At 39.3% G+C, this 25,318-nt stretch carries 25 protein-coding genes and 1 pseudogene; 7 read left to right on the top strand and 19 right to left on the bottom strand.

Translation table 11 applies throughout. The annotated features are described in order from the left end of the window. Positions 1-35 precede the first annotated feature (35 nt). The 4 genes from H0185_RS03520 to H0185_RS03505 all read right to left on the bottom strand — a co-directional run bounded on the left by H0185_RS03520 (position 36) and on the right by H0185_RS03505 (position 1,040). Positions 36-236, bottom strand: coding sequence for a hypothetical protein (locus H0185_RS03520; protein ID WP_221871243.1), 201 nt, complete (start codon positions 234-236; stop codon positions 36-38). Positions 237-363: 127 nt separating this feature from the next. After that, the gene (locus tag H0185_RS03515; protein WP_221871936.1) at positions 364-543 is read right to left on the bottom strand and encodes a hypothetical protein; all 180 of its coding nucleotides are present in this window, start codon (positions 541-543) and stop codon (positions 364-366) included. A 48-nt stretch (positions 544-591) separates the two neighbouring features. Continuing rightward, positions 592-744, bottom strand: a complete 153-nt coding sequence (locus H0185_RS03510; protein WP_221871241.1) for a hypothetical protein — start codon at positions 742-744, stop codon at positions 592-594. 107 nt (positions 745-851) lie between these two features. Next, entirely contained in the window at positions 852-1,040 is a 189-nt protein-coding gene (locus tag H0185_RS03505) for a DUF2187 family protein (RefSeq protein WP_221871239.1), read from the bottom strand. A 412-nt stretch (positions 1,041-1,452) separates the two neighbouring features. Here H0185_RS03505 and H0185_RS03500 point away from each other — a divergent pair, with 412 nt between their 5' ends. Further along, positions 1,453-1,608: an aspartyl-phosphate phosphatase Spo0E family protein gene (locus H0185_RS03500; RefSeq protein WP_281427573.1), complete on the top strand. Its 156-nt coding sequence runs from the start codon at positions 1,453-1,455 to the stop codon at positions 1,606-1,608. A gap of 106 nt (positions 1,609-1,714) precedes the next feature. Here the strand turns inward: H0185_RS03500 and H0185_RS03495 are convergent, their stop codons facing one another. The 4 genes from H0185_RS03495 to H0185_RS03480 form a co-directional block, all read right to left on the bottom strand. Continuing rightward, the gene (locus tag H0185_RS03495; RefSeq protein WP_221871236.1) at positions 1,715-2,773 is read right to left on the bottom strand and encodes an alpha/beta fold hydrolase; all 1,059 of its coding nucleotides are present in this window, start codon (positions 2,771-2,773) and stop codon (positions 1,715-1,717) included. A gap of 21 nt (positions 2,774-2,794) precedes the next feature. After that, on the bottom strand, positions 2,795-3,397 hold the full coding sequence (locus tag H0185_RS03490; RefSeq protein ID WP_221871234.1) for a hypothetical protein: 603 nt from the start codon (positions 3,395-3,397) through the stop codon (positions 2,795-2,797). Positions 3,398-3,905: 508 nt separating this feature from the next. Continuing rightward, the gene (gene cysI, locus H0185_RS03485) at positions 3,906-5,624 is read right to left on the bottom strand and encodes an assimilatory sulfite reductase (NADPH) hemoprotein subunit (protein WP_221871232.1); all 1,719 of its coding nucleotides are present in this window, start codon (positions 5,622-5,624) and stop codon (positions 3,906-3,908) included. Positions 5,625-5,649: 25 nt separating this feature from the next. Beyond that, positions 5,650-7,500: an assimilatory sulfite reductase (NADPH) flavoprotein subunit gene (locus H0185_RS03480; protein WP_221871231.1), complete on the bottom strand. Its 1,851-nt coding sequence runs from the start codon at positions 7,498-7,500 to the stop codon at positions 5,650-5,652. A 359-nt stretch (positions 7,501-7,859) separates the two neighbouring features. Between H0185_RS03480 and H0185_RS03475 the strand changes: the two genes are divergently transcribed. Both H0185_RS03475 and H0185_RS03470 read left to right on the top strand, forming a co-directional pair. Beyond that, positions 7,860-9,077 carry a threonine synthase gene (locus H0185_RS03475; protein ID WP_221871228.1) on the top strand — a complete coding sequence of 406 codons (1,218 nt, stop codon included), beginning with the start codon at positions 7,860-7,862 and terminating at the stop codon, positions 9,075-9,077. An 11-nt stretch (positions 9,078-9,088) separates the two neighbouring features. After that, positions 9,089-10,297, top strand: coding sequence for a dicarboxylate/amino acid:cation symporter (locus H0185_RS03470; protein ID WP_343223072.1), 1,209 nt, complete (start codon positions 9,089-9,091; stop codon positions 10,295-10,297). Between the two features lie 301 nt (positions 10,298-10,598). Here the strand turns inward: H0185_RS03470 and H0185_RS03465 are convergent. Beyond that, positions 10,599-13,088: pseudogene (locus tag H0185_RS03465) on the bottom strand (cytochrome P450); the annotation flags it as partial. A gap of 102 nt (positions 13,089-13,190) precedes the next feature. Next, complete coding sequence (locus H0185_RS03460; protein ID WP_221871224.1) at positions 13,191-13,757, bottom strand: TetR/AcrR family transcriptional regulator; 567 nt, start codon at positions 13,755-13,757, stop codon at positions 13,191-13,193. Positions 13,758-14,130: 373 nt separating this feature from the next. Here H0185_RS03460 and H0185_RS03455 point away from each other — a divergent pair, with 373 nt between their 5' ends. After that, the gene (locus H0185_RS03455) at positions 14,131-14,979 is read left to right on the top strand and encodes an STAS domain-containing protein (RefSeq protein ID WP_221871222.1); all 849 of its coding nucleotides are present in this window, start codon (positions 14,131-14,133) and stop codon (positions 14,977-14,979) included. Positions 14,980-15,129: 150 nt separating this feature from the next. Further along, positions 15,130-15,825, top strand: a complete 696-nt coding sequence (locus tag H0185_RS03450) for a YetF domain-containing protein (protein ID WP_221871220.1) — start codon at positions 15,130-15,132, stop codon at positions 15,823-15,825. Between the two features lie 65 nt (positions 15,826-15,890). Here the strand turns inward: H0185_RS03450 and H0185_RS03445 are convergent, their stop codons facing one another. From H0185_RS03445 to H0185_RS03430, 4 genes are all read right to left on the bottom strand, one after another. Continuing rightward, positions 15,891-15,998 carry a YjcZ family sporulation protein gene (locus tag H0185_RS03445; protein ID WP_221871218.1) on the bottom strand — a complete coding sequence of 36 codons (108 nt, stop codon included), beginning with the start codon at positions 15,996-15,998 and terminating at the stop codon, positions 15,891-15,893. Between the two features lie 191 nt (positions 15,999-16,189). Next, the gene (locus tag H0185_RS03440; RefSeq protein WP_221871216.1) at positions 16,190-17,329 is read right to left on the bottom strand and encodes a zinc-dependent alcohol dehydrogenase; all 1,140 of its coding nucleotides are present in this window, start codon (positions 17,327-17,329) and stop codon (positions 16,190-16,192) included. 20 nt (positions 17,330-17,349) lie between these two features. After that, positions 17,350-17,709, bottom strand: a complete 360-nt coding sequence (locus H0185_RS03435; protein WP_221871214.1) for a spore coat protein — start codon at positions 17,707-17,709, stop codon at positions 17,350-17,352. A gap of 16 nt (positions 17,710-17,725) precedes the next feature. Next, the gene (locus H0185_RS03430; protein ID WP_221871213.1) at positions 17,726-17,935 is read right to left on the bottom strand and encodes a spore coat protein; all 210 of its coding nucleotides are present in this window, start codon (positions 17,933-17,935) and stop codon (positions 17,726-17,728) included. A gap of 152 nt (positions 17,936-18,087) precedes the next feature. Here H0185_RS03430 and H0185_RS03425 point away from each other — a divergent pair, with 152 nt between their 5' ends. Beyond that, entirely contained in the window at positions 18,088-18,294 is a 207-nt protein-coding gene (locus H0185_RS03425; protein ID WP_221871211.1) for a hypothetical protein, read from the top strand. Further along, complete coding sequence (locus H0185_RS03420) at positions 18,291-18,596, top strand: spore coat protein (protein WP_221871209.1); 306 nt, start codon at positions 18,291-18,293, stop codon at positions 18,594-18,596. Before H0185_RS03425 ends, H0185_RS03420 begins: the two co-directional genes overlap by 4 nt. A gap of 31 nt (positions 18,597-18,627) precedes the next feature. Here the strand turns inward: H0185_RS03420 and H0185_RS03415 are convergent, their stop codons facing one another. The 5 genes from H0185_RS03415 to H0185_RS03395 form a co-directional block, all read right to left on the bottom strand. Continuing rightward, entirely contained in the window at positions 18,628-20,061 is a 1,434-nt protein-coding gene (locus H0185_RS03415; protein ID WP_221871207.1) for an aldehyde dehydrogenase family protein, read from the bottom strand. A gap of 14 nt (positions 20,062-20,075) precedes the next feature. Further along, the gene (locus tag H0185_RS03410) at positions 20,076-21,131 is read right to left on the bottom strand and encodes a homoserine dehydrogenase (RefSeq protein ID WP_221871205.1); all 1,056 of its coding nucleotides are present in this window, start codon (positions 21,129-21,131) and stop codon (positions 20,076-20,078) included. A 13-nt stretch (positions 21,132-21,144) separates the two neighbouring features. Then, positions 21,145-22,356: a M20 metallopeptidase family protein gene (locus H0185_RS03405; protein WP_425515808.1), complete on the bottom strand. Its 1,212-nt coding sequence runs from the start codon at positions 22,354-22,356 to the stop codon at positions 21,145-21,147. Positions 22,357-22,587: 231 nt separating this feature from the next. Continuing rightward, positions 22,588-23,772 carry a cystathionine gamma-synthase family protein gene (locus H0185_RS03400; protein ID WP_221871872.1) on the bottom strand — a complete coding sequence of 395 codons (1,185 nt, stop codon included), beginning with the start codon at positions 23,770-23,772 and terminating at the stop codon, positions 22,588-22,590. Between the two features lie 93 nt (positions 23,773-23,865). Beyond that, positions 23,866-25,056 (bottom strand): M24 family metallopeptidase, encoded by a 1,191-nt coding sequence (locus tag H0185_RS03395; RefSeq protein ID WP_221871203.1) that lies wholly within the window; start codon positions 25,054-25,056, stop codon positions 23,866-23,868. Positions 25,057-25,318 lie beyond the last annotated feature (262 nt).

Below are 25,318 nucleotides of genomic sequence, written 5' to 3'. Positions count from 1 at the left end.
ATAGATTATGCTATATTTTTATCGCAAAGAATGTATTAGTTACTCTCCATAGGACCAGTGACCGGGCTACCTATTGTTTGATTTAACTCCTCAAGTAATTGCGGCAATGTCTCTTCATGAACCAAAGAATTTAATGGATTTCCAGAGATGGGTACAGAATAATTTTTAAACACATCAAGCGTGTTACCCCAAATTTCAATAACCGCCTTAGGTGACATATTTTGATGAATAACCATACAATCCCCCCTCTTTCCTTCCATTATACCACTTTCACTACCAAAAATGGCAGTAAAATGGGAAAAATACGAAAAGCCTGTAAGGGAAACTTACAAGCAAAAATATCATTCACATTGTTAAAAGACTTTAATCGTCTGCTTCTTCTTGGAAATGTTCATTTAAATAAGCATTTTCCGTTGTTGCAAAATTAACCGATTGGAGACTCATTTCTGCTGCAATCCCATAAAGCCCATTTTCTGGTTTCTTTTTATCAGCATGATTTGTGTGTGTTCCATCATGTTTATTGTTCATACTGTTCTCTTTCATATAATTAGTAAGCCTCCCCTTTGCAAATAAGGTTGTTGAAATTGGCAGTTATCTTTCTGCAGTGATATCTTTATAAGGCAAAATCCGTTTCCTCGCCTCTTCATAATTTAACTCCTCAGTATCCTTCATAAAATCATTAATAGCTTCTTGAGGATACCCATATTCTTGTAATAACTGAGTTAATTTTGCTTTTTTATCCATCTCTTCCCTCCGCTCATTTCATTCCTTTTATTTTTAGTTTTCCACTAAAAAACAAAATTTATGACCTAGGCTTGGAATAAACATAAATAAGCCTCCGAATTGGAGACCTACTGCACAAAATCAATGACCATATAATTTTTATGAGAAACCACTGTTCGATTGTTTATAAATTCATATTCCGAAAGGTTTTCGATAATTTCCACTATCACGGAGTTTTCTTTTACTTTCTCTACTTTTCCCTTTATTCCTTTGATTGAAACAATGTTATCACCAACAGCAGCTATTCTCGTTCCCATATCGCTCTCTCCTTATCTAATAATTTTATAGAACCAAGATGTAACTTATCGTAACTAAAAAGACAATTGGGTTTCACGCTATTCTCAATTTTTATATTCTGATTAGTTTTAATATAATCTAGGCTCACATATTTATCATCATTCATGTAAAGATTTCTTACATCTTTTTTTAGGAGACAATTTTTAAGTGAACTAGGCAATACTTTATATAGATGAACCGGAAAAAGTATTATGGTTGCTAATTTATATATATGGTAGGATTCATGGAAGTCATTGTTTCAAATTGTCATAATTTGTTCATAAATATGGTAAAAAAACACAAGTTAACCTAGTAATATAGTTTTATACTGTGATAACATTATTTTCAACAACAAACATTCGTTATTACTCGGAGGTGGTCTTTTTGTTAACCATGTACGAAAATTTACAACAAATCATCGAAGTGAAAAGAAATCAAATGACCAATTTAGCCTCGGTAAAGGGTATTTCATCTGATGAAGCCTTAAAAATAAGTCAAGATCTTGATAAATTAATCATGCTAGCAATGAAATATAAAACAAAGCATTAATCCTTATACAATTGTTTATGTGCTTCTCTAAGTATCCAACTCGTATCCTTTCTGCAGTAAAAAAAAGCGAGAGTAGACCCTCCCGCTTTTTTTACTGACTATTTTTTTAATTTAAATTTGAACGGGTCTCGAGCCATGGGGCAACTGCAAAAGCAAACTGGCCAGTTAAGCAAATGGATACATGACCAGCCTCTTCTAGCTGATAGGTCTTATCTTCACTACTAACTAAGTCCATAACAGGAAGGCTCTGGCTTTCTAGAACTAATTCATCCCTTGTTGAGGTGATAACCAATAGACTGCATTTAATATTACTCAAGTCTACCTTTTTCCCCCCAATGACCATTTCACCCTTAACCAGCTTATTATCCTTATATAAATCATTTAGCATTTGTTTAAAAGCAGAACCAGAAAATGTGACCGCGTCTTTTGTCCATTTATCCATTCTGCGCCACTTATCCACATAGGTATGGTCATGGCCACGTGTCACAAGATTGACGTTCGGTCCAATATTAAACCCTTGCAAAGCTAAAAATGTTGCATATAAAAACTCAGATGGAATGACTTCATAGGCATCAATCATTTGGTCAAGACTCAAGCTCCCACTCTGTATCGCCTTTACCCATTTATCCGGTAGAATAAAGTTACTATAGTCAATCGGAACAGCAGCTAAAACTAGGTTTTTTATCGGAAGATCTGTAATCGACGCTAACATTGCTGATAATGTTCCACCAATGCAGTAACCTACTAATGAAATTTCTGGTGCTTTGGCATGTCTTAACGCAACTCTTATCGCCATTTCTAAATAATCTAATAAATAATTGTCCAACGAGATATCCTTATCTTCTAGCCCTGGGGAGCCCCAATCATACATATACACATCGTAACCTTGTTTAGTAAGATTGCCAACCACACTGTTTTTTTCCGAAATATCGAGGATATAGGGTTTATTTAAAAGTGAATACACCAAAAATAAAGGGATATCATATTTTTTTTCTTGGGCTGGGTAATACCACAGAACTGACTTATTTTTTTTCCATACGGCTTGTCTAGGTGAAGGGACTATCTCAGGCTTCGGTTCGTTCAAAACTTTATAAAGGTTACGCCAACGGTCCCTCTCAGTTTCCAAATTCGTTACTGGTAATTTACATTTTGTTATCGCTGCCATCCGTCCTACTCCCTTTCACCCTTATTTTGTTCCGCCAGTTATAAGAACTGCTTCTTCTTTTTCTTTCTTCAATAGCTTTTTTAACTGATCGACCTCATCTTTTGTTTCCCTTAGATGAACTAACTCTTTCTTAACATCTTCTAAAGCTGCCTTTATTTCTTCTGAAGCCGTCAACTCTTTTTTTAGTTTCTTGAGTTCACCAGTAAGTTTCCTTGCTTCTGTAAAGTCAGTTGATAACTTTTCCCACTCTTTATTGAGCTTTTGATTAAATTCCATCATCTCTTTAATAAATTGTTGTTGCTCTTTATTGGCTAAAGTGAAACTATCTTGTAAAGTCCAGATTTGCTGCTGGAGTGTGTCGACCTTTTCTTCCGCTTGTACGGTTAGTTTCGCCACACTGGCAACATCACGTTTAGTTGGGATGTTCATCATATTTGCCATTAATTCTTGGTTTCTCTTAAGCCTTTGAATATACCTTGAATGCATGCCTACTCCTAGATTTGTCATACGGATCAATTCTTTATTATCGAGTGATGTTAGCAATATATCATTTAATCCTTTTTCCCACATCACACTAAGACGTCTAAATGAATCATAAGGATTATTTGTTTGTTCTTCTGACATGTCCTTCACCCCTGTATTGTAGATTAAAATATCCGTGAGTTGAATGAATACTCATTCATTTCCTAGCGAAAAATAAAAAGCGATACCTATCATATCCATTTTTAAGATTAAGCCTAAACCACCAACCCTTTTCAATAAATTCAATGACTGTGCAATCAGTGCATTAATGATCATCTTGCTAATATTTTACACCTAAAAGATGTATGAAACAATGAGCTTTTGGATGTAAATATGAATATTTTGAAAACATCGAAGAAATATTTTAGGCTTTTTATCATCCTTTTTTCTTTGTTGTTTAAGTTGTAGACTTAATTTACTAGAACGCAGCTAGTAAACTATAATTTTCGCACTGATTAGCTTAACTTGTGTTTATAATTGGTGGTAGACTGGTAGCAACAACCTTACAATACGACCTTGGGGAAATCCATCTTTAATTAATAACCAACATTGTGTCAACCTTTATTAAAAAAAGAGACAGGAAAATTAAATCCCGTCTCTTTTTTAACAATTATGAATGGAAATTGGTTCCGTCTGTTGTTTCTCCAATAATCCCAACCCGAATCACAAAATCACCAAAATGTTCGCCTTCATTTCGTTCTTTTGCATAGCGAGGAAGGATCTCACGAAGCTCGCTTAAGATTTCTTCTTCCCCAATGTTTTCCCGATACATTTTATTTAAACGACTGCCATCAAATGCTGCGCCTAGATACATATTGTATTTCCCTGGCGCCTTGCCCATAAAGGCAATTTCGCCAAGTCCTGGACGCGCGCACCCGTTTGGACAACCCGTCATACGGATCGTAATTTCTTTATCACGTAGTCCACTTTCGTTAACAATCTCTTCAATCTTATCAATTAATTGTGGTAAGTACCGTTCTGATTCGGCCATCGCTAACCCACATGTTGGGAGAGCAACACATGCCATTGAACTGCGACGAAGTGCAGAAATATGCTTGCCATCAGACAATCCATATAGTTCAACGAGTTCGTTAATCTTTTTCTTTTTCTGGCTTGTTACATTTGCAATAATCAAGTTCTGATTCGTAGTCAAGCGGAACTCACCGGTATGGATTTTAGCAATCTCCCGTAGGCCTGTCATCAATTTATAATCATCAAAGTCTGCAACGCGGCCATTTTCAATAAATAAGGTAAGATGCCATTTTCCTCCTACCCCTTTCACCCAACCATAGCGGTCGCCGTTATGGTCAAAATGATAAGGCTTCGCTTCTCCTAGACTCCAGCCTAGTCTGCTTTCAAGTTCTTCCTTGACATTTTCCAATCCTAGGCGGTCGACTGTATACTTAAAGCGAGCATTTTTCCGAGCGGAACGATTTCCGTAATCACGCTGAATGGTAATCGTTTTCTCCGCTACCTCATATACTTGCTCCGGCTTACAGAATCCAATTACTTTGGCAAGCTGTGGATAGGTCGTTTTATCTCCATGTGAACTCCCCATTCCACCACCGATTGCGACGTTAAACCCGATAAGCTTTCCATCTTCCACGATTGCGATCAAACCTAAATCCTGTGAAAAGACATCGATATCATTTGATGGTGGAACGGCAATACCAATTTTAAACTTTCTTGGCAAATAAAGCGGGCCATACATAGGTTCAACTTCTTCAATTTCAGGGGTACCAGCTACTTTTTCTTCATCTAACCATACCTCATGATACGCTCTTGTCCGAGGTAACAAATCATCACTCAATTTTTTCGCCCAATTGTAGACTTCGGTATGGACTTCAGATTGATAAGGATTCGCGGTAGATAATACGTTACGGTTTACATCACCGCAGGCAGCAATTGTATCTAAAAGAGTTCCATGAATTTCCTGAATCGTATTTTTCATATTCCATTTTAAGATTCCATGCATCTGAAATGTCTGTCTAGTTGTGATTTTCAGAGTGCCATTTCCATTTTTTTTCGCAAGTTCATCCATAACAAGCCATTGTGAAGGTGTGGCAACTCCACCAGGCAAACGGACACGTAACATAAACTGATACGCTGGTTCTAATTTTTGTTTTTGCCGTTCATTCCGAAGGTCTCGGTCATCTTGCAAATAGCTCCCATGATGCTTCATTAAACGATTGTCATCATCAGGAATTCCAGCGCTAAGTCGATCAAGCATGACTTCCTTTAATGTACCACGTAAATAGTTACTTTCCTCTTTTATACGCTCAACATCACTTGGTGAGCCTTCTGGTGCCTTTAATACTTGTTTCACCATGTTGCTAAACTCCTTTCAAATCCAATCAGTATACATCACGCTGATAACGCTTTTGCTGTTGCATTTGTGCTAAGTATTCTTTTGCTTGTTCGTGGTCCATACTGCCTTCTGTTTCAATAATTTTAAGCAATGTTTGATGAACATCGTGGGCCATATGTTTTTCATCTCCACAGATGTACACAACTGCCCCTTCTTCTAGCCAAGTAAACAATTCCTTGCTTTGTTCAAGCATGCGATGCTGCACATAGACCTTTTGGTCAGTATCACGTGAAAATGCAACATCCATTTTCGTAAGGACCCCATCTTTAAGCCATTGTTGCCACTCTGTTTGATAGAGGAAATCCGTTACAAAATGTTGATCCCCAAAGAACATCCATGATTTTCCTTCAGCACCGATTTCTTCACGCTCTTGCATAAACGAACGGAATGGCGCTACCCCAGTTCCAGGCCCCACCATGATAATGGGAGTGTCAGGGTTTTCCGGAAGTGCAAAGTTATCATTATGTTGGACGTATACCGGTAAAGTGTCACCAGCTTGTAAACGCTCAGCGCATAGGATTGAAGCCACTCCTTTTCGTTCTCTACCATGAGCATCATAACGGACTGCACCTATGGTCAAATGAACTTCATCGGGATTAGCTGCTAAGCTGCTTGCAATTGAGTACAGACGTGCTGGCATTTTCCGTAAAATGGATACAAACTCCTGAGCTGTATTCCCCCATGGTCCAAAGTCCCGGACTAAATCAAGGAGATCACGACCATTTAGATAAGTTTTCAGTTGTTCTTCATTTCCCGGTTCTAATAGCTTACGTAAGTCTTCTTGATTTGATAGGTCTGCAACTTTCTGCAGAAGTGGCTTTGTAAGGACGGTAATTTCATAATAAGAAACCAGTGCCTCTTTAAGGGATCGAATATCCCCTTGTTTATTAATGGTTACCGTTTGATCCGGACTCCAGCTTAGATGCTCAAGAAGCATCTCTACTAAAGCAGGATCATTTTCTGGATAGATTCCCAAACTATCCCCTGGTTTAAAGGTAAGACCTGACCCTTCAAGTGATAATTCAAGATGACGTGTTTCTTTATTAGAGCCACGCCCATTTAAATTAAGATTTTCCAGCACTTCCGCTTTAAATGGATTGGTTCTTGAATACACAGATTCCACTTTTTGTGATGCTGGCAAGATTGAACCTAAGCCATCTACTTCTTGATTTTCACTTCCCGCTTGAATTTCGTTAAGGCTTGCTAGCACGCCCTCAAGCCATTCAGCCGCTGGCTCATCAAAATCAAGATCACAATCAAAGCGAGGGTAAAGCCTTGTGCCGCCAAGTTCTTCCAACTTTTTATCAAATTGTTTGCCAGTTTCACAGAAAAACTCATATGAACTATCTCCGAGTGACAACACAGAAAAATGAAGTTCCTCCAGCTTTGGTGCTCTTCTTCCATGAAGAAATTCATGAAAGGATATCGCATTATCTGGTGGCTCGCCTTCTCCATGTGTGCTCACAATAATAAGAAGATTGTTAACCTTTTTTAAATTATTCGGTTTAAAATCGCTCATCGCTGAGACCGTTACTTGATACCCGTTTCCTTCGAGACTTTCACCAGCTTTTTTCGCTAGCCCCTGCGCATTCCCTGTTTGTGAACCATAAAGAATGGTTACATCTTTTGGAACACTTTTAACTACGTTCGGAGTAGGAGCTTCTACAGTTTGTGCCCCTGTTGATTCTAACGGCACAGCCGCCTGTGAAACTGATTGAGATGCAGCAAGAAAGCCACTTAACCAAACCTTTTGTGATTCAGTCAAAGTAGGCAATAATCGATTAAGGAGCTCTGCTTGCTCCTGATTAAACGGACTGTTCAATACCTGAAGTTGCAACAATATCCACCTCACAAAGAAATCTAAACTTGTCATACTTTGTCATTATAAATGATAGATTCATAATTCCCATACATTTTAGTCAAAAATGATAATTTCATCATAATTATACTATTCCTATAAGTCAAGTTGGTTTTATGAATTATTTTATGTTTATACATCAGTTCCTGTCACAAGTCACAAGTCTAAAGCACCCGATGGGACATTTTAGCTTTTAGAGTATGCTTTTAAAATAAATACAAGTTGACAAGTAGGAATACTATTATTAATCTTAACATAGATAATTCACCAATATAGAAAATTTGAAAAATAGTGTAAACAAGAACACTAAGCAATTAGATATCATAGGAGGATTTGTTATGTCTTTTAGTTATGTTTCACACCTAGAATGTCCGAAATGCCAGGAAGTCTATCCAGAACATGAAGTTCAACAACTTTGCCAATGTGGTTCCCCATTGTTGGTACGCTATAATTTGAATGAAATTAAAGCTAATCTAAAAAAGGAAGATGTAACTACCCGAAAAGGTAATTTATGGAGATACCATGAGATACTTCCAGTCAAACAGGAAGAGAACGTCGTATCGTTAGATGAAGGTATGACTCCATTTGTTCATATGAAAGAACTAGGCAAGAAAATGGATATCAAAAATTTGTATATTAAAGACGAAGGCATTATTCCAACAGGATCCTTTAAGACACGTGGAGCTAGCGTTGGAGTTTCAAAGGCAAAAGAGCTAGGTGTAAAGCAACTAGCGATGCCCACTAATGGGAACGCTGGTGCTGCTTGGGCCCTTTATGCTGCCAAGGCAGGTATAAAAGCGACCATTGTAATGCCTGAGGATGCACCTACCATCACACGTAAGGAAGTTGCCATCTCTGGCGGTGACCTTCATTTAGTAAATGGATTAATAAGCGATGCCGGGAAAATAGTCGGGAAGCTAGTAAAGGAAAAAGGAATATATGACGCATCCACGTTAAAAGAACCTTATCGAATTGAAGGAAAGAAAACGATGGGCTATGAAATTTTAGAACAGTTAAATTGGGAAATACCTGATGTGATTCTGTATCCAACAGGTGGCGGTGTAGGACTAATCGGTATTTATAAAGCCCTTCTTGAATTGCGTGAGTTAGGTTGGATTTCATCAGAAAAATTACCTAGATTAGTAGCCGTACAGGCTGAAGGGTGTGCCCCAATTGTCAAAGCATGGCAAGAAGGAAAAACCGAGTCAGAGTTCTGGGAAAACTCAGAAACTAGTGCGTTTGGAATTAATGTGCCAAAGGCGCTTGGAGATTTTCTCGTTCTTGAAGCTATCTATCAAACAGATGGTTGTGCAGTTGCAGTTTCCGAAGCCGATCTTTCACAAGCACAAAAAGATGTTGCGGAACTAGAAGGAAACTTTATCTGCCCTGAAGGTGCAGCAACATTTGCAGCTGCACGAACATTGCGTGAACAAAATTGGATAAACGCAGACGACAAAGTCATCTGCTTAAATACTGGGCAAGGAATTAAATATCCGGAATCCGTTGATCTCTCCAATGTTCCATTATTACAGCCCGAAGATGTAATTACGGGATAAGGAGGCCATTTGTGAAAAAGTTTGGAATGCTTGCGCAGATTTTCATTGGTTTTATTCTTGCGATTATTTTAGGTGCTATATTTGGGCCAAAGATTGAAGTTGTTCAACCATTAGGAGACCTTTTTCTCCGGTTAATTAAATTTATTGTTGTTCCATTAGTCTTAGCTTCCCTTATTACTGGTATCACTAGCTTGAATAATATAAAAAAACTCTTGTCTGTTGGCGGCAAAACGATTACCTATTTTATGGGAACCACCTTTATGGCGGTTGTGATTGGCCTTTTAGTCGGCTTTGGTATTTCACCAGGGAAAGGGCTTGATATCACATTACCAACCGAAAGTGCAGAAAAAACAGAGATTCCAAGTGTAATAGATACGATTTTGAATATTATCCCTGTGAATCCATTTGAATCACTAAGCACAGGCAATATCCTACAAATCATTTTCATTGCGATTGCAATCGGATTAGCCATTACAGCGGTTGGAGAAAAAGCGAAGCCATTAGCAAATTTCTTTGACGCACTAGCTCTTGTCATGTACAAAATCACAGGTGTGATCATGAAATTGGCACCTATAGGAATTTTCGGGATCTTGGCTCCGATTGTTGGAAATTATGGACTTGACATTCTTTTGCCACTCGTAAAAGTCATTCTTGCCGTTGCGATTGCTTGCGCTATACAATTACTTGTTACTTATTCCATCGCTGTGCGTACCTTAGGTAAAATGAGCCCACTAGTGTTTTTAAAAGGAATTGCACCTGCTGGTCTGTTTGCCTTTACAACTGCAAGTAGTTCAGCCACATTGCCGCTCTCAATCAAAAACACGGAAGAAAATTTGGGTGTTTCAAAGGAAATTAGTTCTTTTGTTCTTCCATTTGGTTCAACAATTAATATGGATGGTGCAGCCATCTATCAAGGAATTGCCGTCATCTTTATTGCTCAATTCTTTAATATCGAACTAACTATCATGCAATTGATTACGGTCATGTTTATGACAGTGCTGGTCTCGATTGGAGCAGCGGGTGTTCCTGGCGCAGGTCTAATTATGCTTACGATGGTTCTCCAATCAGTTAATCTGCCACTTGAAGGGATTGCTCTTGTAGCAGCCATTGATCGAATCCTAGATATGTTTAGAACAAGCATAAATGTCATTGGAGATGCGTCAGCTGCAGTAGTCGTTCAAGAATCAGAGAACAAGAAAAATCTTAAAAAAGCTGCATAAAACAAAGGACGAATCCTATGTGCTCGAGTGAACATTAGATTCGTCCTTTTTTCATTTAAGTTGTTTCATAGTACTTCGGATTCCCTTCCGAGGCATTCGGAACCCTAGAATGCAGAAAAATCCCTTTGCCCTTGGTGAACAAGATTCGTCGGAACCCCTTCCGAACCTTTCGCAACCTTTATTTTTATTTCAGAACCACCTTCCGAATGTTTCACAACCTCATTTGAATACTTTAGAACTCAAAAAATGTCCCACAATGCTTATGGGACATTTTCGAACTTTAGATGACGACTGATTCTTTTGAACTTGAAACAGAATAAAATTTTGGCTTTAATGTCGGCACAATCTCCAAAAAGTGCTCAAATGACATTTCACATGCCTCATATTTCTCTAAGAGGTCAACGATGGTAATCCCTTTTTCCAAGACTCGATGCTCATATATTCCCTCTTCTGCCATCGATTCTAATTCGTATTTATGTGGTGGACAGACCGTATGAGCAGCTAGATCTTTTAGTTGTTTACGCGTAACAGGCTGCTTCACATCCACATAATTCTTAAGAAGAGTGGAAAGCGTGATTGGTTGATTTAGAGGTAGGTTCACAAGGTTCTCACTTCCCTTAAGAACAACAACATCCTCTCCGTTCAATTTAAAGCGCCCCAGGATGCGGTTGACTAAATCTACGTCATTGATTGGGAATACTCCAATCTTATCTCCTACTTTATAGGTCACCCCTTCTGGGAAAGATAGCTTAGAGGCATCTAATTCTCCTTCTGGGAACTGAGTCGTTACTTCCTGTTCTGACTTTGCAGAACCAGTTACATATTGTATCTTAAGACCTTCTACCTCTTGATTCTCTGTACCATCAAGTGTTAACTCAAAGGCATTCAAGGTATCAGTTAACAAGCGACTCTTCCAATCACCAAGTTGCTTATCGAATTCACCGCTAGCATCTGCCTCACCGCGCGCTGAGAAACGAGTTGCACCTTTAAGAGCAAGCTGTTCATCAATTAACGTCGGTACATTTTGGTACGTATTCGACCAGTTCTTATCCCCACAGCCAAACACCGCATAATGAACACCTTTCAATTGACCTGGCTCAACAGTATCGAGCCACTTTACAAATTTACGAGCATTCTTTGGTGGCTTCCCATTATAAGAAGAAGTAACAATGATAACGGCGCCTTCTGTAGGCATTTTCCCCACATGGTCATCAAGGGTAGCAACTTCACTTGTCACTCCATAGGAACTTGCAAGATCAGAAATTTCCCGTGCTACTCCTTCTGCTGTCCCCATATTTGAACCATATAGAACAAGAAGCGGACGATTGTTTACACCATGAAGGGTACCCTGTGCAGGTACTGGCTTTGATTGGATCTCCTTCGTTTCAGTAGTTGATGCGAAGAATGGATCTAGTATCTTCTTATCTCTCAATTTTACCTTCATGGTGAAATTATCTGGTTTTAACGTCATTGTTTGTTTGATCTTTAATTGATAATCGGTATGGTCAATCATTTCAAAATGCTGCAAAATCATTCCTAATACCAAAGTAGCTTCATGGAGGGCGAACTGCATGCCGATACACGCTCTCTGTCCATTTCCAAATGGTTTATACGCATCATGCGGAACCTTTTTCGGATCTTCAAAGCGCTCTGGACGGAACTCCTCGGCATCCTCTCCCCAAGCATTTTTATCTCGATGAAGCTGTGGAAGAAGAACCACAACATTTTGACGCTTTTTAATAGGATATTTTCCACCAAGCACCATGTCTTCCTTAGCATACAGCGTGAACTGTGGTGCTGTTGGATAAAGACGCAATGCTTCGTTGAGAATCATACGAATATATTTAAGTTGAGTAACTTGTTTATATGATGGGATTGGGCTAGTTAATACTTGGTCTACTTCTGCGTAAGCCTTATTTAATACTTCAGGATTTTTAAGTAATAAATATAGTGCAAAGGATAGGAGCCCACTCGTTGTTTCGTGTCCCGCAATTAAGAAGGTAATGATTTGGAAGCGGATATTTTCATCATCCAATTGTTCCCCCGTTTGCGGATCCTTTGCAGTTAACATACGAGCAAGTAAATCGGTCTCCCCTTGGTCTCCCTGTGCCCTACGTTCAGCGATTAGTTCATCTACAAGAGAAAACATCGATTTAATGTCTGACTCATATTGCTTTTTCTTCGAAATTGACAGCTTGTTCTGAATTGGCAGGCGAACACTTTGATGCATCGCTTCATCTAGAGAATTCACCATACTGATAATAAACGGATTATGCTCCTTTTGATAAAAACTATTAAATCGGTAGTTAAACCCACATAAGCCGATTGTATCAAGTGTAAGTCTTGTCATATTATCAGGTACATCAATACCTTCATTTGGATTTTGGCGAGCCCATTTTTGCACAAGCTGGAGGGCAATATCCACCATCATTGAATGGTATCCCTTCATTGCCTGTTGGCTAAATGAAGGGACGAGGATATTATGAGCCTTCTGCCAATTGGATTCCTGTGTTTTCCCTGTAAACAAGCCGTCTCCTGCAAATGCTCGAACAAAATGAAGACCACCGGCAAGACTTTTATCGAATTTAGCGTCATTACATACTTCCGCTACCCATTCATGTCCTGATAGAACAATGGTAGAAAATCCACCAAAAAACTCCATTCTAAAAATTGGACCATACTCATCAGCCATTTTCATTAAAGATAAGGTTGGTGCGTCTTTGTCCAGTAACGGAACATTTCCAAGTGGACCATATGTTTTCGGTTGTGGAATTTCAGCGATCTTTTCCATGAATTTTTCCCCCAAACATTATTTTTATATCTAAGTTTGACTTTCTAGCGACCATTTTTTCTTTGATTTCGATTTCGAAGGTATCTGAAACAACTGATCTCATTAATCTTTTTTTCCTGATACACCACTCATTACAAACTTAGCGATTTCATCCGCCACATTTCCCAAAGGCATTTTCTCTGAGATTACCTCCTCCTGGACCTTTTCAAAATTAAGAATGGCCCAGATTGCGCTCGTAATTCCAATTTCATACATCAGGGATTGTGCAGGCGTAAGATTTTCATTTGAGACCTTCTTCATCAGATGTTTCATATGTTTATCTTGTGTATAGACTTGATCTAGGAACATTTTTGCGAGTTCAGGGTGATAAGGATATTCCCTAAAAAGAATATTAAAACTGTCAAGATTGCTTTTAACCAATTCCATCCTTGCTTGGATAATGTCGTAAATATCTGGTTCATCGGTTTTATCAATTTTCACAACAACAGATGGCGTAATACAGGCTAGGAATATTTCTTTTTTACTTTTAAAATGCTTATAAAGTGCTGCTTCCGAAACCCCTACATGTCGAGCAATCTCAGCAGTTGTAGCTCCATTGAAGCCCCGCTCAGCAAATAGTTTACGTGCTTTCTCAATAATCTTTTTCTTTGTACCTGATTTAGCCCCCATCGTTTCCCCACTTTCAACTATGGTTAGTAAACACTCACTAACTAAATTTATACATTATTAAAAAAATTAAAACAATACTTTCTGTTGTAAAATTTGGCAACAAATTCCGACAAATTTCTCACGTATCGCTATTTTCCACCAATTTCAACTGAGGACTTCCAATTCATAGGAATATCCTTCCAATATTTAAGGGACAAGCAAATATTTAGGAGTCGGAGCATACCTTTTCCTTAATTCCACTTTTCCCCATAATCTGTTTTTACTAAATTACATAGTAAAAAAAGATCGGTTAGGAAGGATTTTCATGAACTATGTCGAAATACTCTTAAATCAGGATAAATAGATCACCATGAATTGAAGGAGTTGCGTCACAATGGAATTAACGTTTAACGAAAGAACCTCAATTGCTGAGTTTATCACAGAGAACAAACAACATTTTGAAAAAAAGCTATTATCCGAAGCCGTTAATGTTGCTTCAAAAATAAAAGACATATTGAAAAAGGGTAATATCGATCTTTTAGTTAATGCCCAAAGACTGGTGCTATATGTTGTCAAACAAAGAGAAGAGGAACTTGTTCAATTTGCGAATGAAGAAGGAATTGTTTGGGCCAAGCATTCTATGACGTTGGCATTTAAATTAGAATGGGTCCAGGCAATTCGGAGAACTCTGTGGCATTTTCTTTATAAGTACGATCAGCTGAGTAACAACTCAAACGAACTCGACCGATTCTATGATTTAGAAAAGCAGATTAATGAACAGCTTGATCAATTTCTTAATACTTTTTTCCTTAGTTACTCGAATTATAAAGATGAATTAATTAGTTCACAAAGGAAGTTGGTTGAGCATTTATCTGTACCAATTATTCCTGTTAGCCCGACAGTGGCCGTTTTACCATTGATTGGTATGATTGATTCCTACCGAATTAAGACGATTGAAGAAAAAGTTTTAATTGATATTGCCAATCTTAAAGTTCAAACATTGATCATTGACCTATCGGGAATTGTAAATATGGAAAAAGACATCCTTGACCATTTTCAAAAAGTACTTAGCGGAGTTTCATTAATGGGGTGCGAAGCTGTTATAACGGGGATTCGGCCAGAATTGGTCCGTAATATGATTCATTCTGGTATATCTTTTACTGAAAAGGCAGATACAAGAGGTACGTTGCAGCAAACCTTAAAAAAGTATTTGAACGTAGATTCCACAGATAATATTATGTAAGTTCGTGCAAATCACTATCAAAATCACACGAGTGAAATCCTTATGAAAGAACAGCAAAGGATACCCCTTACCACCCTTTAAAAGTTCGTATAATAACCAATTAAATTGTAAATAATGAACTCATACTGGTTGTAAAGGGATTGGGTTTACATGAATATTTTAGAATTAATCACCCGTATTGCTATCGGCTTTGTCGTATTATTTACCATGACTAGAATAATGGGTCGAAAAGAAGTTAGTCAAATGACGTTCTTTAACTTCACTTCAGCAATTGCGATAGGCTCTATAGCTGCCAACCTGGTCGTTAGCCCAAATACAAGTATTAGAAATGGGGTTATCGCACTTGCTGGTTGGACTGCCTTTACCCTTCTTATGGATGTTATTGATATTAAATCAAAAGAAGCGAGGAAGGTTACCACTGGCGACCCTATTATCGTAATAAAAGAAGGTAAAATTGTTGAAAGAGCCCTTCGCAAAAGTCGATTAGATGTAGATGCTTTAAACGCGATGCTTAGGCAGAAAAATATATTCTCTCTAGCCGATGTTGACTACGCGATATTTGAAACTAACGGGAAACTATCGGTTATGCCTAAGGAAACAAAACAACCTTTAACTAAGAGTGACATGAACATCATGACCCAAACAAAACAGTATCCACTGCCAACTGAAGTCATTACAGATGGTAGAATTCTTTCAAACAATTTATCAAAACTGAACCTTGATGAAAAGTGGTTAGAACAGCAACTTCAAAATGCTGGAGTAAATAGCGTTTCCGATGTTTTTTTCGCTCAAGTCCAGCAGGACGGCACTCTTTTAATTGACGCTAAAAACAATTTACTCCATTAATGTCTAAGCCATTCCATAAAAAAAGCAAGCTTTCATTAGAAGCTTGCTTTTTTGTTAGAAGAAGATTACCAACCGTAACCTCGTCCATAACCACCAGCACCAACAATAATCAATAGGATAAACAACACCACAAGCAAAGCAAAGCCTGCTCCATATCCACCTTTACCGCTCATTTTTCCACCTCCACTTTTTTTCGGTCACTACTAAATTATGCATAACAGCTTCTTTATGATTGGGCTTTGATTAGAAAGGAGGTGGAATCTAGATTCAAGGATCTCATTTTGATGAGGAGACATTTGGAAATGGTACCTTACAAAATAGAAAAGAACTGCCCACTAATGAAGTTAGTTAGCAGTTCCTTTTTTTAATGCGGTTTCAATACCACCTTGATGCAATCTTCAGTCTTTGTATCAAAGACTTCATAACCATGCTTGGCTTGATCGAGAGGTAGAACATGGGTAATAATATCAGCCATATCCACCTTTCCCTGATTTGCTAAATCGTATAGAAGTGGCATATATGGGATAACAGGTGCTTGTCCAGTTTTTAAGTCCACATTACGCTGAAAAATATCCCCGAGTGGAAAGGCGTTGTATCTGCCACCATATACACCTGTTACTTGAATGGTTCCTCCTTTACGGACAGCTTGGCTAGCGATAACCAACGCGCCCATCGCTCCCCCTTGCATTTTCATCCCAGTTGCTAGAAACTCCATTGGCGTGAATTTTCCATCCATCCCGACAGCATCAATGACAATGTCTGCGCCACCTTTAGTAATTTCTTTAATATATTCACCTGTGTTTTGATGTTGCTCAAAGTTAATTATTTCAACTTTATTGGTTCTTTTAGCATGCTGTAGGCGATAATCAATGTAATCAACCGCGATGACTCTGCTTGCACCTTTTAACCAAGCAAATTTTTGTGCTAATAGCCCAACAGGTCCACATCCGAGAATCACCACAGTGTCTCCTTCTTTTACTCCCGAATGGTCCACACTCCAGTAAGCAGTTCCTGCTGCATCTGCAAGCAATACTAATTTTTCATCCTCTACTTCGCAATTCTCTGGGATTTTAAAAGGTGTGAAATTGCCATAAGGAACACGTAGATATTCAGCTTGGCCGCCTGCAATTCCACCAGTTAATTCTGAATAACCAAAAAAACCACCCATCTCACCATGAGGATTGGAATTGTCACACTGACTCGTTAAGTCATGATTGCAATACCAACAATGACCACATGCTGCTTGGAAAGGAATAATGACACGGTCCCCTTTTTTAACTTTTGTTACCTCAGGGCCAACCTCTTCGACTATGCCAAGTGGCTCATGCCCGATAACAAAATCTGTTGGTGAATTGGGAATCATGCCATGGATTAAATGTAAATCAGATCCACAAATCGCCGAAGTCGTTACTTTTACAATAATATCATCCGCATTCTTAATATCTGGGGTTTTTACTTCTCTTACTTCTACGTTTTTAATACCCTGATATGTCACAGCTTTCATTAGAAATTATCCCTCCTTCCTTATTTATTAGGTGTCGCAAACATCCCTCTTCGGTCTGTATCCATTGGGAATAAATTCATCTGAGCAATCTGTACCGCTGTTTCAGCGGCTTTTAAGTCTACTTCATACTGGGTTTTAAAATCACTTGGATTCAGCCAACCTTTTTTTATCATAAAATCAGCAATTTCCGCATGTAAATCCATCGCTGCTTCCATTTGCTTAGTCAAAATAGTTCTAAGCTCCGGACTGGCAGTCTCTGAAATCGCAAATCCGTAATTACGTATTCCATTTTTCACCGATAATAAAAAGTCCAGCGCAAATGCAGAGTCAGCTAAATTAGGCATCCCCTCTGCATTTCTGGGGTCCAAATAGTCTTTCATCTTTTCACCTCAAGAATTAATGTAATAATTCATTATGTTTATAGTACCCAGCAAGCTCATTAATTGCAGTGATTGATTGCTGGACATCCTTTTCCATTAATTGCTTTAACTCGTTATCAAAGCATAAACCCTGCATTAATTTAGATCTTAGTAAACAAACCGTTTTAAAATTGAGTATTTCATGGGTTTCAAGGGTTTCATGTAATGCTAATGTTTCCTTTGTCATACACCTACCTCCAGTTTCATTTATATCATCCACCCTATTTTCCCCAACATCTCATTTCTATGGCGTGGGAGATTCTGACAACTCGTAACCAGCATAAATTTCACTTGTATAGAGATGATAAAAGAGCAAAAAGCGATAATGGAGTGAAGGATATGATCAAGTATTTAGGACTACATGAAACACTAGATGTTCATGAGATTCTGACATTGAAACACCTTAGCTTAACGAAGACAAGTACGATGAGTAAGTTAGTACAAGACCCCGAATTAAAAGCGATTCTTGAGCAGGATGCCGATACTTGTTCTCAGCATATAAAACAAATACAGCAGTTCTTGACGAAGCGGGAGGAACTACAATGAATCAACTCATTCAGAACTTGATGGGGATGGGCGGCATTACCGATCAGGTTATTGCAACGGACTTTCTAATTTCGGTAAAGGCTTCTATTAAAGATTACTCAGCTGCGATTACGGAAACAGCTACTCCAGAACTGAGAGCTGCCTTAAGAGAACAATTAAGAACTGCAATTGACACTCATGAGAAAATGACAAATTATATGATTGAAAAAGGCTATTATCACCCACATTTATTAGGAGAACAGCTCAATGTCGATTTAACCGCATCTGATACGGCGTTAAATCTTGCAGAGAATATGGATTAACCTAGGGCACCATCCTGATGGTGCCCTCTTCTTATAATTTAAAGCAGACCACTTTGACCTCTGTCATTTCTTGGATAGCAAATGATATTCCCTCACGGCCTAGACCCGACTTTTTCACACCTCCAAATGGCATGGCATCGATTCGATAGTCACTGCTATCATTTATCATGATTCCACCAACTTCCAATCGTGAAATGGCTTCATGAGCTTTATGGACGTCATTGGTAAAGATACCTGCTTGTAACCCATAATTCACACTGTTTGCTGTATTAATTGCCATATCTAGGTCTTTCACAGAATATAGAAGAACTACTGGTCCAAAAATTTCTTCTTTAGCAATCGTGCAATCCTCAGGAACATTTGTTATCACCGTTGGCAAATAGTATGCTCCATCACGTTTTCCTCCTGTTAGCAGCACGGCCCCTTTTTCAACCGCTTCGTTCACCATCGTCTCCACTCGGATGGCTTCCAACTCACTGATAAGGGGTCCCATATCTGTTTTCGGAGAGAGTTTATTCCCAATGTGATATTGACGCGTAAGCTGAACAAAGGCCTTTTGGAAAGGTTCCATAATCTTCTCTTGAATGAACACTCGTTGGACCCCAAGGCAATTTTGACCTGCAGCCCAAAAAGCCCCAGCAATGGTAGCCTTAACAGCATCCTCTAGGTTAGCATCTTCTAACACAATAACCGGGGAATTTGATCCGAGCTCCATACTAACCTTCTTCAACCCTGCCTTTCGTACAATTTCTTCACCGGCATTAAGTCCACCGGTAAAAGAAATCATCCGTACAGCATGATGAGTAACAAGAGCATCCCCAATTTCATTTCCATATCCAGTGATAACGGACAAAACCTTCTCTGGGAGACCTGCTTCCGCGAATGCTTCAGCAAGCAACAAAGCACTTAAGGGTGTGACCGTGGCAGGTTTTACAATGATTGCATTCCCAGCAGCTATTGCTGGACCAACTTTATGAGCTACAAGATTAAGTGGGTCATTAAAAGGAGTAATCGCACCAATGATCCCAATTGGAACGCGTTGATAATAGCCAAATCGATTTTCACTTCCTGGCATTTGGTCAAAAGCTATGGTTTCCCCATGTATCCTTCTTGCCTCTTCTGCACTAATTCTAAGCGTTTGAATGCATCTACCCACCTCTTTTGTTGCTTCACGGATGGTTTTGCTCCCCTCACGCGCAATTGTATTGGCATAGGTTTTTTGATTACTCTCTATATAATCTGCCGCCTTTTGAAGAATAGACATTCGTCTATGAACTGGTAAACGAGCAGCAATCTTTGCTCCATCTTTAGCCTCATCAATACATTTAAGAATGTCTTCAACAGTCGCAGCAGGTACAGTATCTATTAGGCTGTTATCTTGTGGGTCGTATACTTTAATGACTCTACTTCTCGCTACCCATTTCCCAGCGAAAAACATCTTTCTTCCAGTCACCTTCGCCTTCATCACTTTCACGCCCTTCAATAATCTTCATGCTTCATTTCCCGGTTGATGTTAATAAGGTCTATTAACAAGGAAAAACCTGTTTCGACTTTTCCTGCTCCTGCACCACTTAAGGTCACGGTTCCTAAAAGGTCACACTCATAGCTAATAGCGTTTGTCGCACCACTGATTGCAGCAAGCGGGTCGGTCATTTCCAATTTTTCTGGGGCAATTGAAGCGGTTATCTTCCCTCCTTCTTTATAAGCTTTCGCCAACAGCTTCCAACGCTTTCCCTCTGCCTTTGCCTCATGGATGTCTACCAAGGTAATTCCTGAAATCCCCGTACAAGCCACTTCCTCTACTTTTAAAGGAGCATTCATGACATAATTAGCTAAGATGACAATTTTATAACATGCATCATACCCTTCCACATCGCTTGTCGGGTCAGCCTCTGCATACCCAAATTCTTGTGCTTGTTTTAAGGCGTCCTCATACGTAACGCCTTCTTCTTCCATCTTTGTTAAGATGAAATTTGTCGTGCCATTTAAAATCCCACGAATCTCTGTAATTTCGTTCCCTGCAAGTGTGAGCTTCGGCATTCTCAATGCTGGTGTCCCGCTCATAACTGTCCCTTCAAAGCCCCAGCTAACACCGTGTTTCTCTGCCAAATCTGACAGCTGTTTATAAGCCAGAGCAATAGGACCTTTATTCGTCATAACGACATTTTTCCCACTCTCAAATGCGGCTTTACAATGATTGATAGCCGGTTGACCAGTTTTTACATCTGTATAGGAAACTTCAACGATTGTATCCGCATTACTATCGGTAATCGTCCTAAGACTATCCCATCCTTTCACTAAACCCTTAATATCTGGATAATTCTCTACATTCCCAGTCTCCCTTAACACTTTTAACACCTTATCAATATCTAGCCCAGCTGGATGGTAAATCGATCCCTTCGTTAAATCGGAAATCGCAACAATCTCCGTCTCAAAGTCTTCCTCTTTTTGTAAAAACGCTTGTTTATTTCGTAAAATTTCTGCTAAACCCTGACCGACAACGCCAAAGCCGATAAATGCTAGTTTCTGTCTCAATCTGGTTTCCCCCTTATAGCGAAACTTCCCCCTTTAAAAATTTCATCGCCGTTTCTGAAAGAATTGCGACCCCTACCGGAAGACAATTTTCATCCAGGTCAAAGAAAGGAGTATGCAATTCTCGTTGGATTCCATCCTTTTGACCACATCCAAGGAAAAACATCGCACCTGGAAGCTTTCCAGTCACATAGCCAAAATCCTCTCCTCCCATCCCAAAGGGACGTTTAATGATCATAAAATCAGGAAAAAGTTGTTGAATCGTTACGGATATCCAATTATTAATAATCGGAGAATTCCTTAAAGCCGGTTCACCTTTTTGAATCCTTAGCGAATAGTCTCCTCCTAGGTTTTTTACGATTGAAAATGCCTTATCTAATTCAACAGAAAGGAGCTCTCGAGTTTCCGGGGAATAGCTACGAATCGTCCCTTCAATTAAAACCTCCGAGGGAAGAATATTGCTTGCAGTTCCAGCATGGACTTGCCCTACGCTCACAACTCCTGCATCTAAGGCAGATATTTTCCGTGAAACAATTCCATAGAGTGCTTGCAAAACTGGCCCAAGCATCCATATAGGGTCATTACCGCGCTCAGGATATGCAGCATGACCACCGGATCCTAAAATTTTCCCATGAAATACATCGATATTTGCCATACTATATCCATCGTTTATTTGAACGGCACCGACTTGAAGCCAAGGGCACATATGAAGGGCAATCGCGGCATCAACCCCTTCATATGCACCATCTTGAATCAAATACGGAGAACCTGTTAAACCATGTTTATCGGTATTTTCCTCAGCTGGTTGAAAAACAAATTTGACCGTACCCTGAAGTTTTCCATTTTGAAACCATTCGCCTAGGACATGAGCTGCTCCTAACAGAATGGCTGTATGAGCATCATGCCCACATGCATGCATTACACCTTCATTTTTAGAAGCGTAAGGCACCGAATTTCGTTCTTTTATCGGAAGGGCGTCTATGTCTGCTCGAAGTCCAATAGTGGGACCTTCACCTGAAGTTAAAGTTCCGATGACGCTCGTGTCAACACCAATTCCGGTTTCAACCTTCATCCCAGCGATATCCCTTAGTGATTCCGCAATATAACGGGAAGTCCCGTACTCTTGAAAACTGAGTTCGGGATATTGATGAAACATCCGACGCCATTCGATTAATTGATCCAAAAGCTTATTTGATTTTTCAACTACTGATTCAGATTGATTTAACACTCGCTCCCTCCTTTCTATGAAGTATGCTTCATACATGGTCGTTAATTTTTTTCTCAAGCCACTTCGCTTTTTTTCAGCGGGCAGTTAGGGATTTCCCCCTCGTCACTTGACTCTTGAGAAGAGTCTCTTTCATCCTACTGGTTTCCTTCCCACTTTCCGCTCCAATTCATCCATTGAAAAACCAATAAAAAAATCAGTACGGCCCACAGAATAAATTGGTCAATTTTCCTATTAAACTTTTAATAGATTCTTAACATGTAGAAATGCTTGCTGGAAATCAGCAATAATATCTTCAAGTTCTTCAATCCCACACGAAACGCGGATCAGTCCCTCTGGTATTCCCATTGCGGCACGCTCTTCTGGAGTGCATTCAATATGACTTGTCGTCCGTGCAGGACCCACCGTTGTTTCAACAGCTCCGAGGTTCGCAGCCCGATTTGCAAATTCTAGTTTCGGAAGTAAAACCCTTACTGTGTCGATACCACCTTTGACGGCAAAGCTCAACATACCGCCAAAATCCTTCATTTGTTTGTTGGCAATCTCATGGTTTGGATGCGTCTCTAGCCCAGGATAATAAACACCTTCTACTAAACTCTCTGTTTGCAAATACTTTGAAAGCGCCATCGCATTTTCACACTGTTGACGTACTCGGAGATGTAGTGTTTTCATCCCACGTAGCATAAGATAGGCTGCCATAGGATCCATAGTAGCTCCGTTGATTTCTCGGTAATGGTATATCTTCTCTACCAGTTCCTCAGAACCACAAACTACTCCACCTAAAGCATCCGCATGACCGCCTAAAAACTTAGTCGCACTATGGATCACCAAATCAGCGCCTAAAAAGAGTGGATTTTGGAGCAAAGGCGTGGCAAAAGTATTGTCGACAATCACTAAAGCCCCTGCCTGTTTCCCTGCCTTCGCCATCCTTTCAATATCGGTAATTTTGACTGTAGGGTTTGTAGGTGATTCAAGGTAAAGGATTTTACAACCCTTTGCCACCTCTTTCTCTATTTGTTCATGGTCTCCGGTATCACATAGAACTACTTCTATCTGTTGACGCGGAAGAAACTCGGTAAAAATTTTATTCGTTCCACCGTACGTATCCTTGATGGAAACAATCCGGTCTCCTGGGACCAAGAAGGTTGCAAGCGTGTTACTGATTGCCGCCATCCCAGTAGAAAAGCTGGTCGCTGCCTGTGCTCCTTCAAGGATTTTCACTTTATCTTCAAAAGATTGAACTGTTGGATTCGTATTTCGTCCATAAATATGTCCCTTCTTCTTTCCGGTTGCAACGTCATACCATTCCTCCATATCGTCATAGCCATAGGCAACGCTAAGTACGACAGGCACCTGTGTGGCGCCATGAACTAAATAATCCTTTTCTCCTGCCCATACAGCCTGTGTTCCTGCTTTCATCTTCTTTTTCACAAGATCACTCCTCACTTTTTTAACAGAGTAAAATATTTTGGGCCGCTAATACCTCCCCAATGAACCCGATATCTTTTAAAACTAACTAATACTCTTTAAAAATCCATCTTTAATAAATAATTCTCTAGGTAGTGAAGCCAATGTTTCACAGCCATTTTCAGTAATGACGATTGATTCACTTGCTTCGAAGCCATATTGATCCAACCAAATCCCCGGAATAAGATGAAAGGTCATATTTGGCTGTAAAATGGTTTTATCTCCTTTGCGGATACTAGCGGTATGTTCTCCCCAATCTGGTGGATAATTTAGACCCATAGCATAACCAAGACGGGATTCCTTTGTTGCTCCGATTTTAGCGATTGTTTTCCTAAAAGTGTCTTCAATTTCCTCACAGGCAATGCCAGGTTTGATCATAGTTAGGCAATTATTCAATCCTTCCACAACAATATCTGATAAAGCTTGAACCTTTTCCGCTGGTTTTCCAATGCTCACAGTTCTGGCAAGCGGGGAATGATAGCGCTTATAACAGCCTGCCAACTCGAGTGTGACAATATCTCCGGTTTCGTAGGGATCATCCGTCCAAGTTAGATGCGGTGTCGATGTTCGCTCACCTGAAGGCAAAAGCGGAACAATCGCTGGGTAATCTCCTCCAAATTCTTTTGTGCCCTTAATTTGTGTGTGGAAAATCTCTGCAGCGACGTCACATTCTCTAATCCCTACATCGATTCGTTCAATTCCTTTCAACATGGATAGTTCTGCTATTTTAGCGGCCCGTTTCATGAATTCTATCTCTTTATTAGACTTAATCAAACGAACCCAGTTTACGAGTAGAGAGGCATCCTTGAAGGTGGCATTTGGCAATCCTATTTTCAATCGTTCATAGCATTTAGCTGAAAAATAGTAGTTTTCCATTTCAACTCCAATAGATCGTTTGTTTTGGCCTATCTGTTCCAAAATCTCCGCCACATAATCCATTGGATGTTTTATTGTGGATTGAACATACTCATCAGGATATGGAAATATATTTTCATGAAAAAGCCATGTTGTTAACTTCGCACCGTTTGCATCCTGCTCTCTCCCAATCCATAATGGTTGATCTTCATCATCAATAATGACGAGCATTTGATGGACATAGAATGACCACGCATCATAGCCTGATAAATAATTTATATTTGCCGGGTCCGTAATAAGCAATACTTCTATTCCCTTTTCTGTCATTTTCGCTTTTGTTTTGCGAATCCTCATTTGATACTCCGCTGTTCCAAACTCCATAGGAACATTCCTCCTACCCTTCTCCAAGTGTCTAGCTAATAGAACTATCTCCTTGCTCTTATCCTAATGAAACAGTGGAAGTTTGGTCATTCGTCAATTTGTATGAAGTTTTTATTGCCACATTTGTCAAAGTAGCTGAAAGGAATGCTAACGATGACGACTAGAACATACTTGTTGATGGTTAAATGCTATATTATTTAATATAAAAACGGCCCTTCGAATCTCATCAAAGGACCGTCCCTATCAACTAATTTATACTCAT

It is taken from the genome of Mesobacillus maritimus (assembly GCF_019749255.1).
Taxonomy (GTDB): Bacteria; Bacillota; Bacilli; order Bacillales; family Cytobacillaceae; genus Mesobacillus_B; species Mesobacillus_B maritimus_A.
This window is presented reverse-complemented; position numbering and strand designations above follow the sequence as displayed.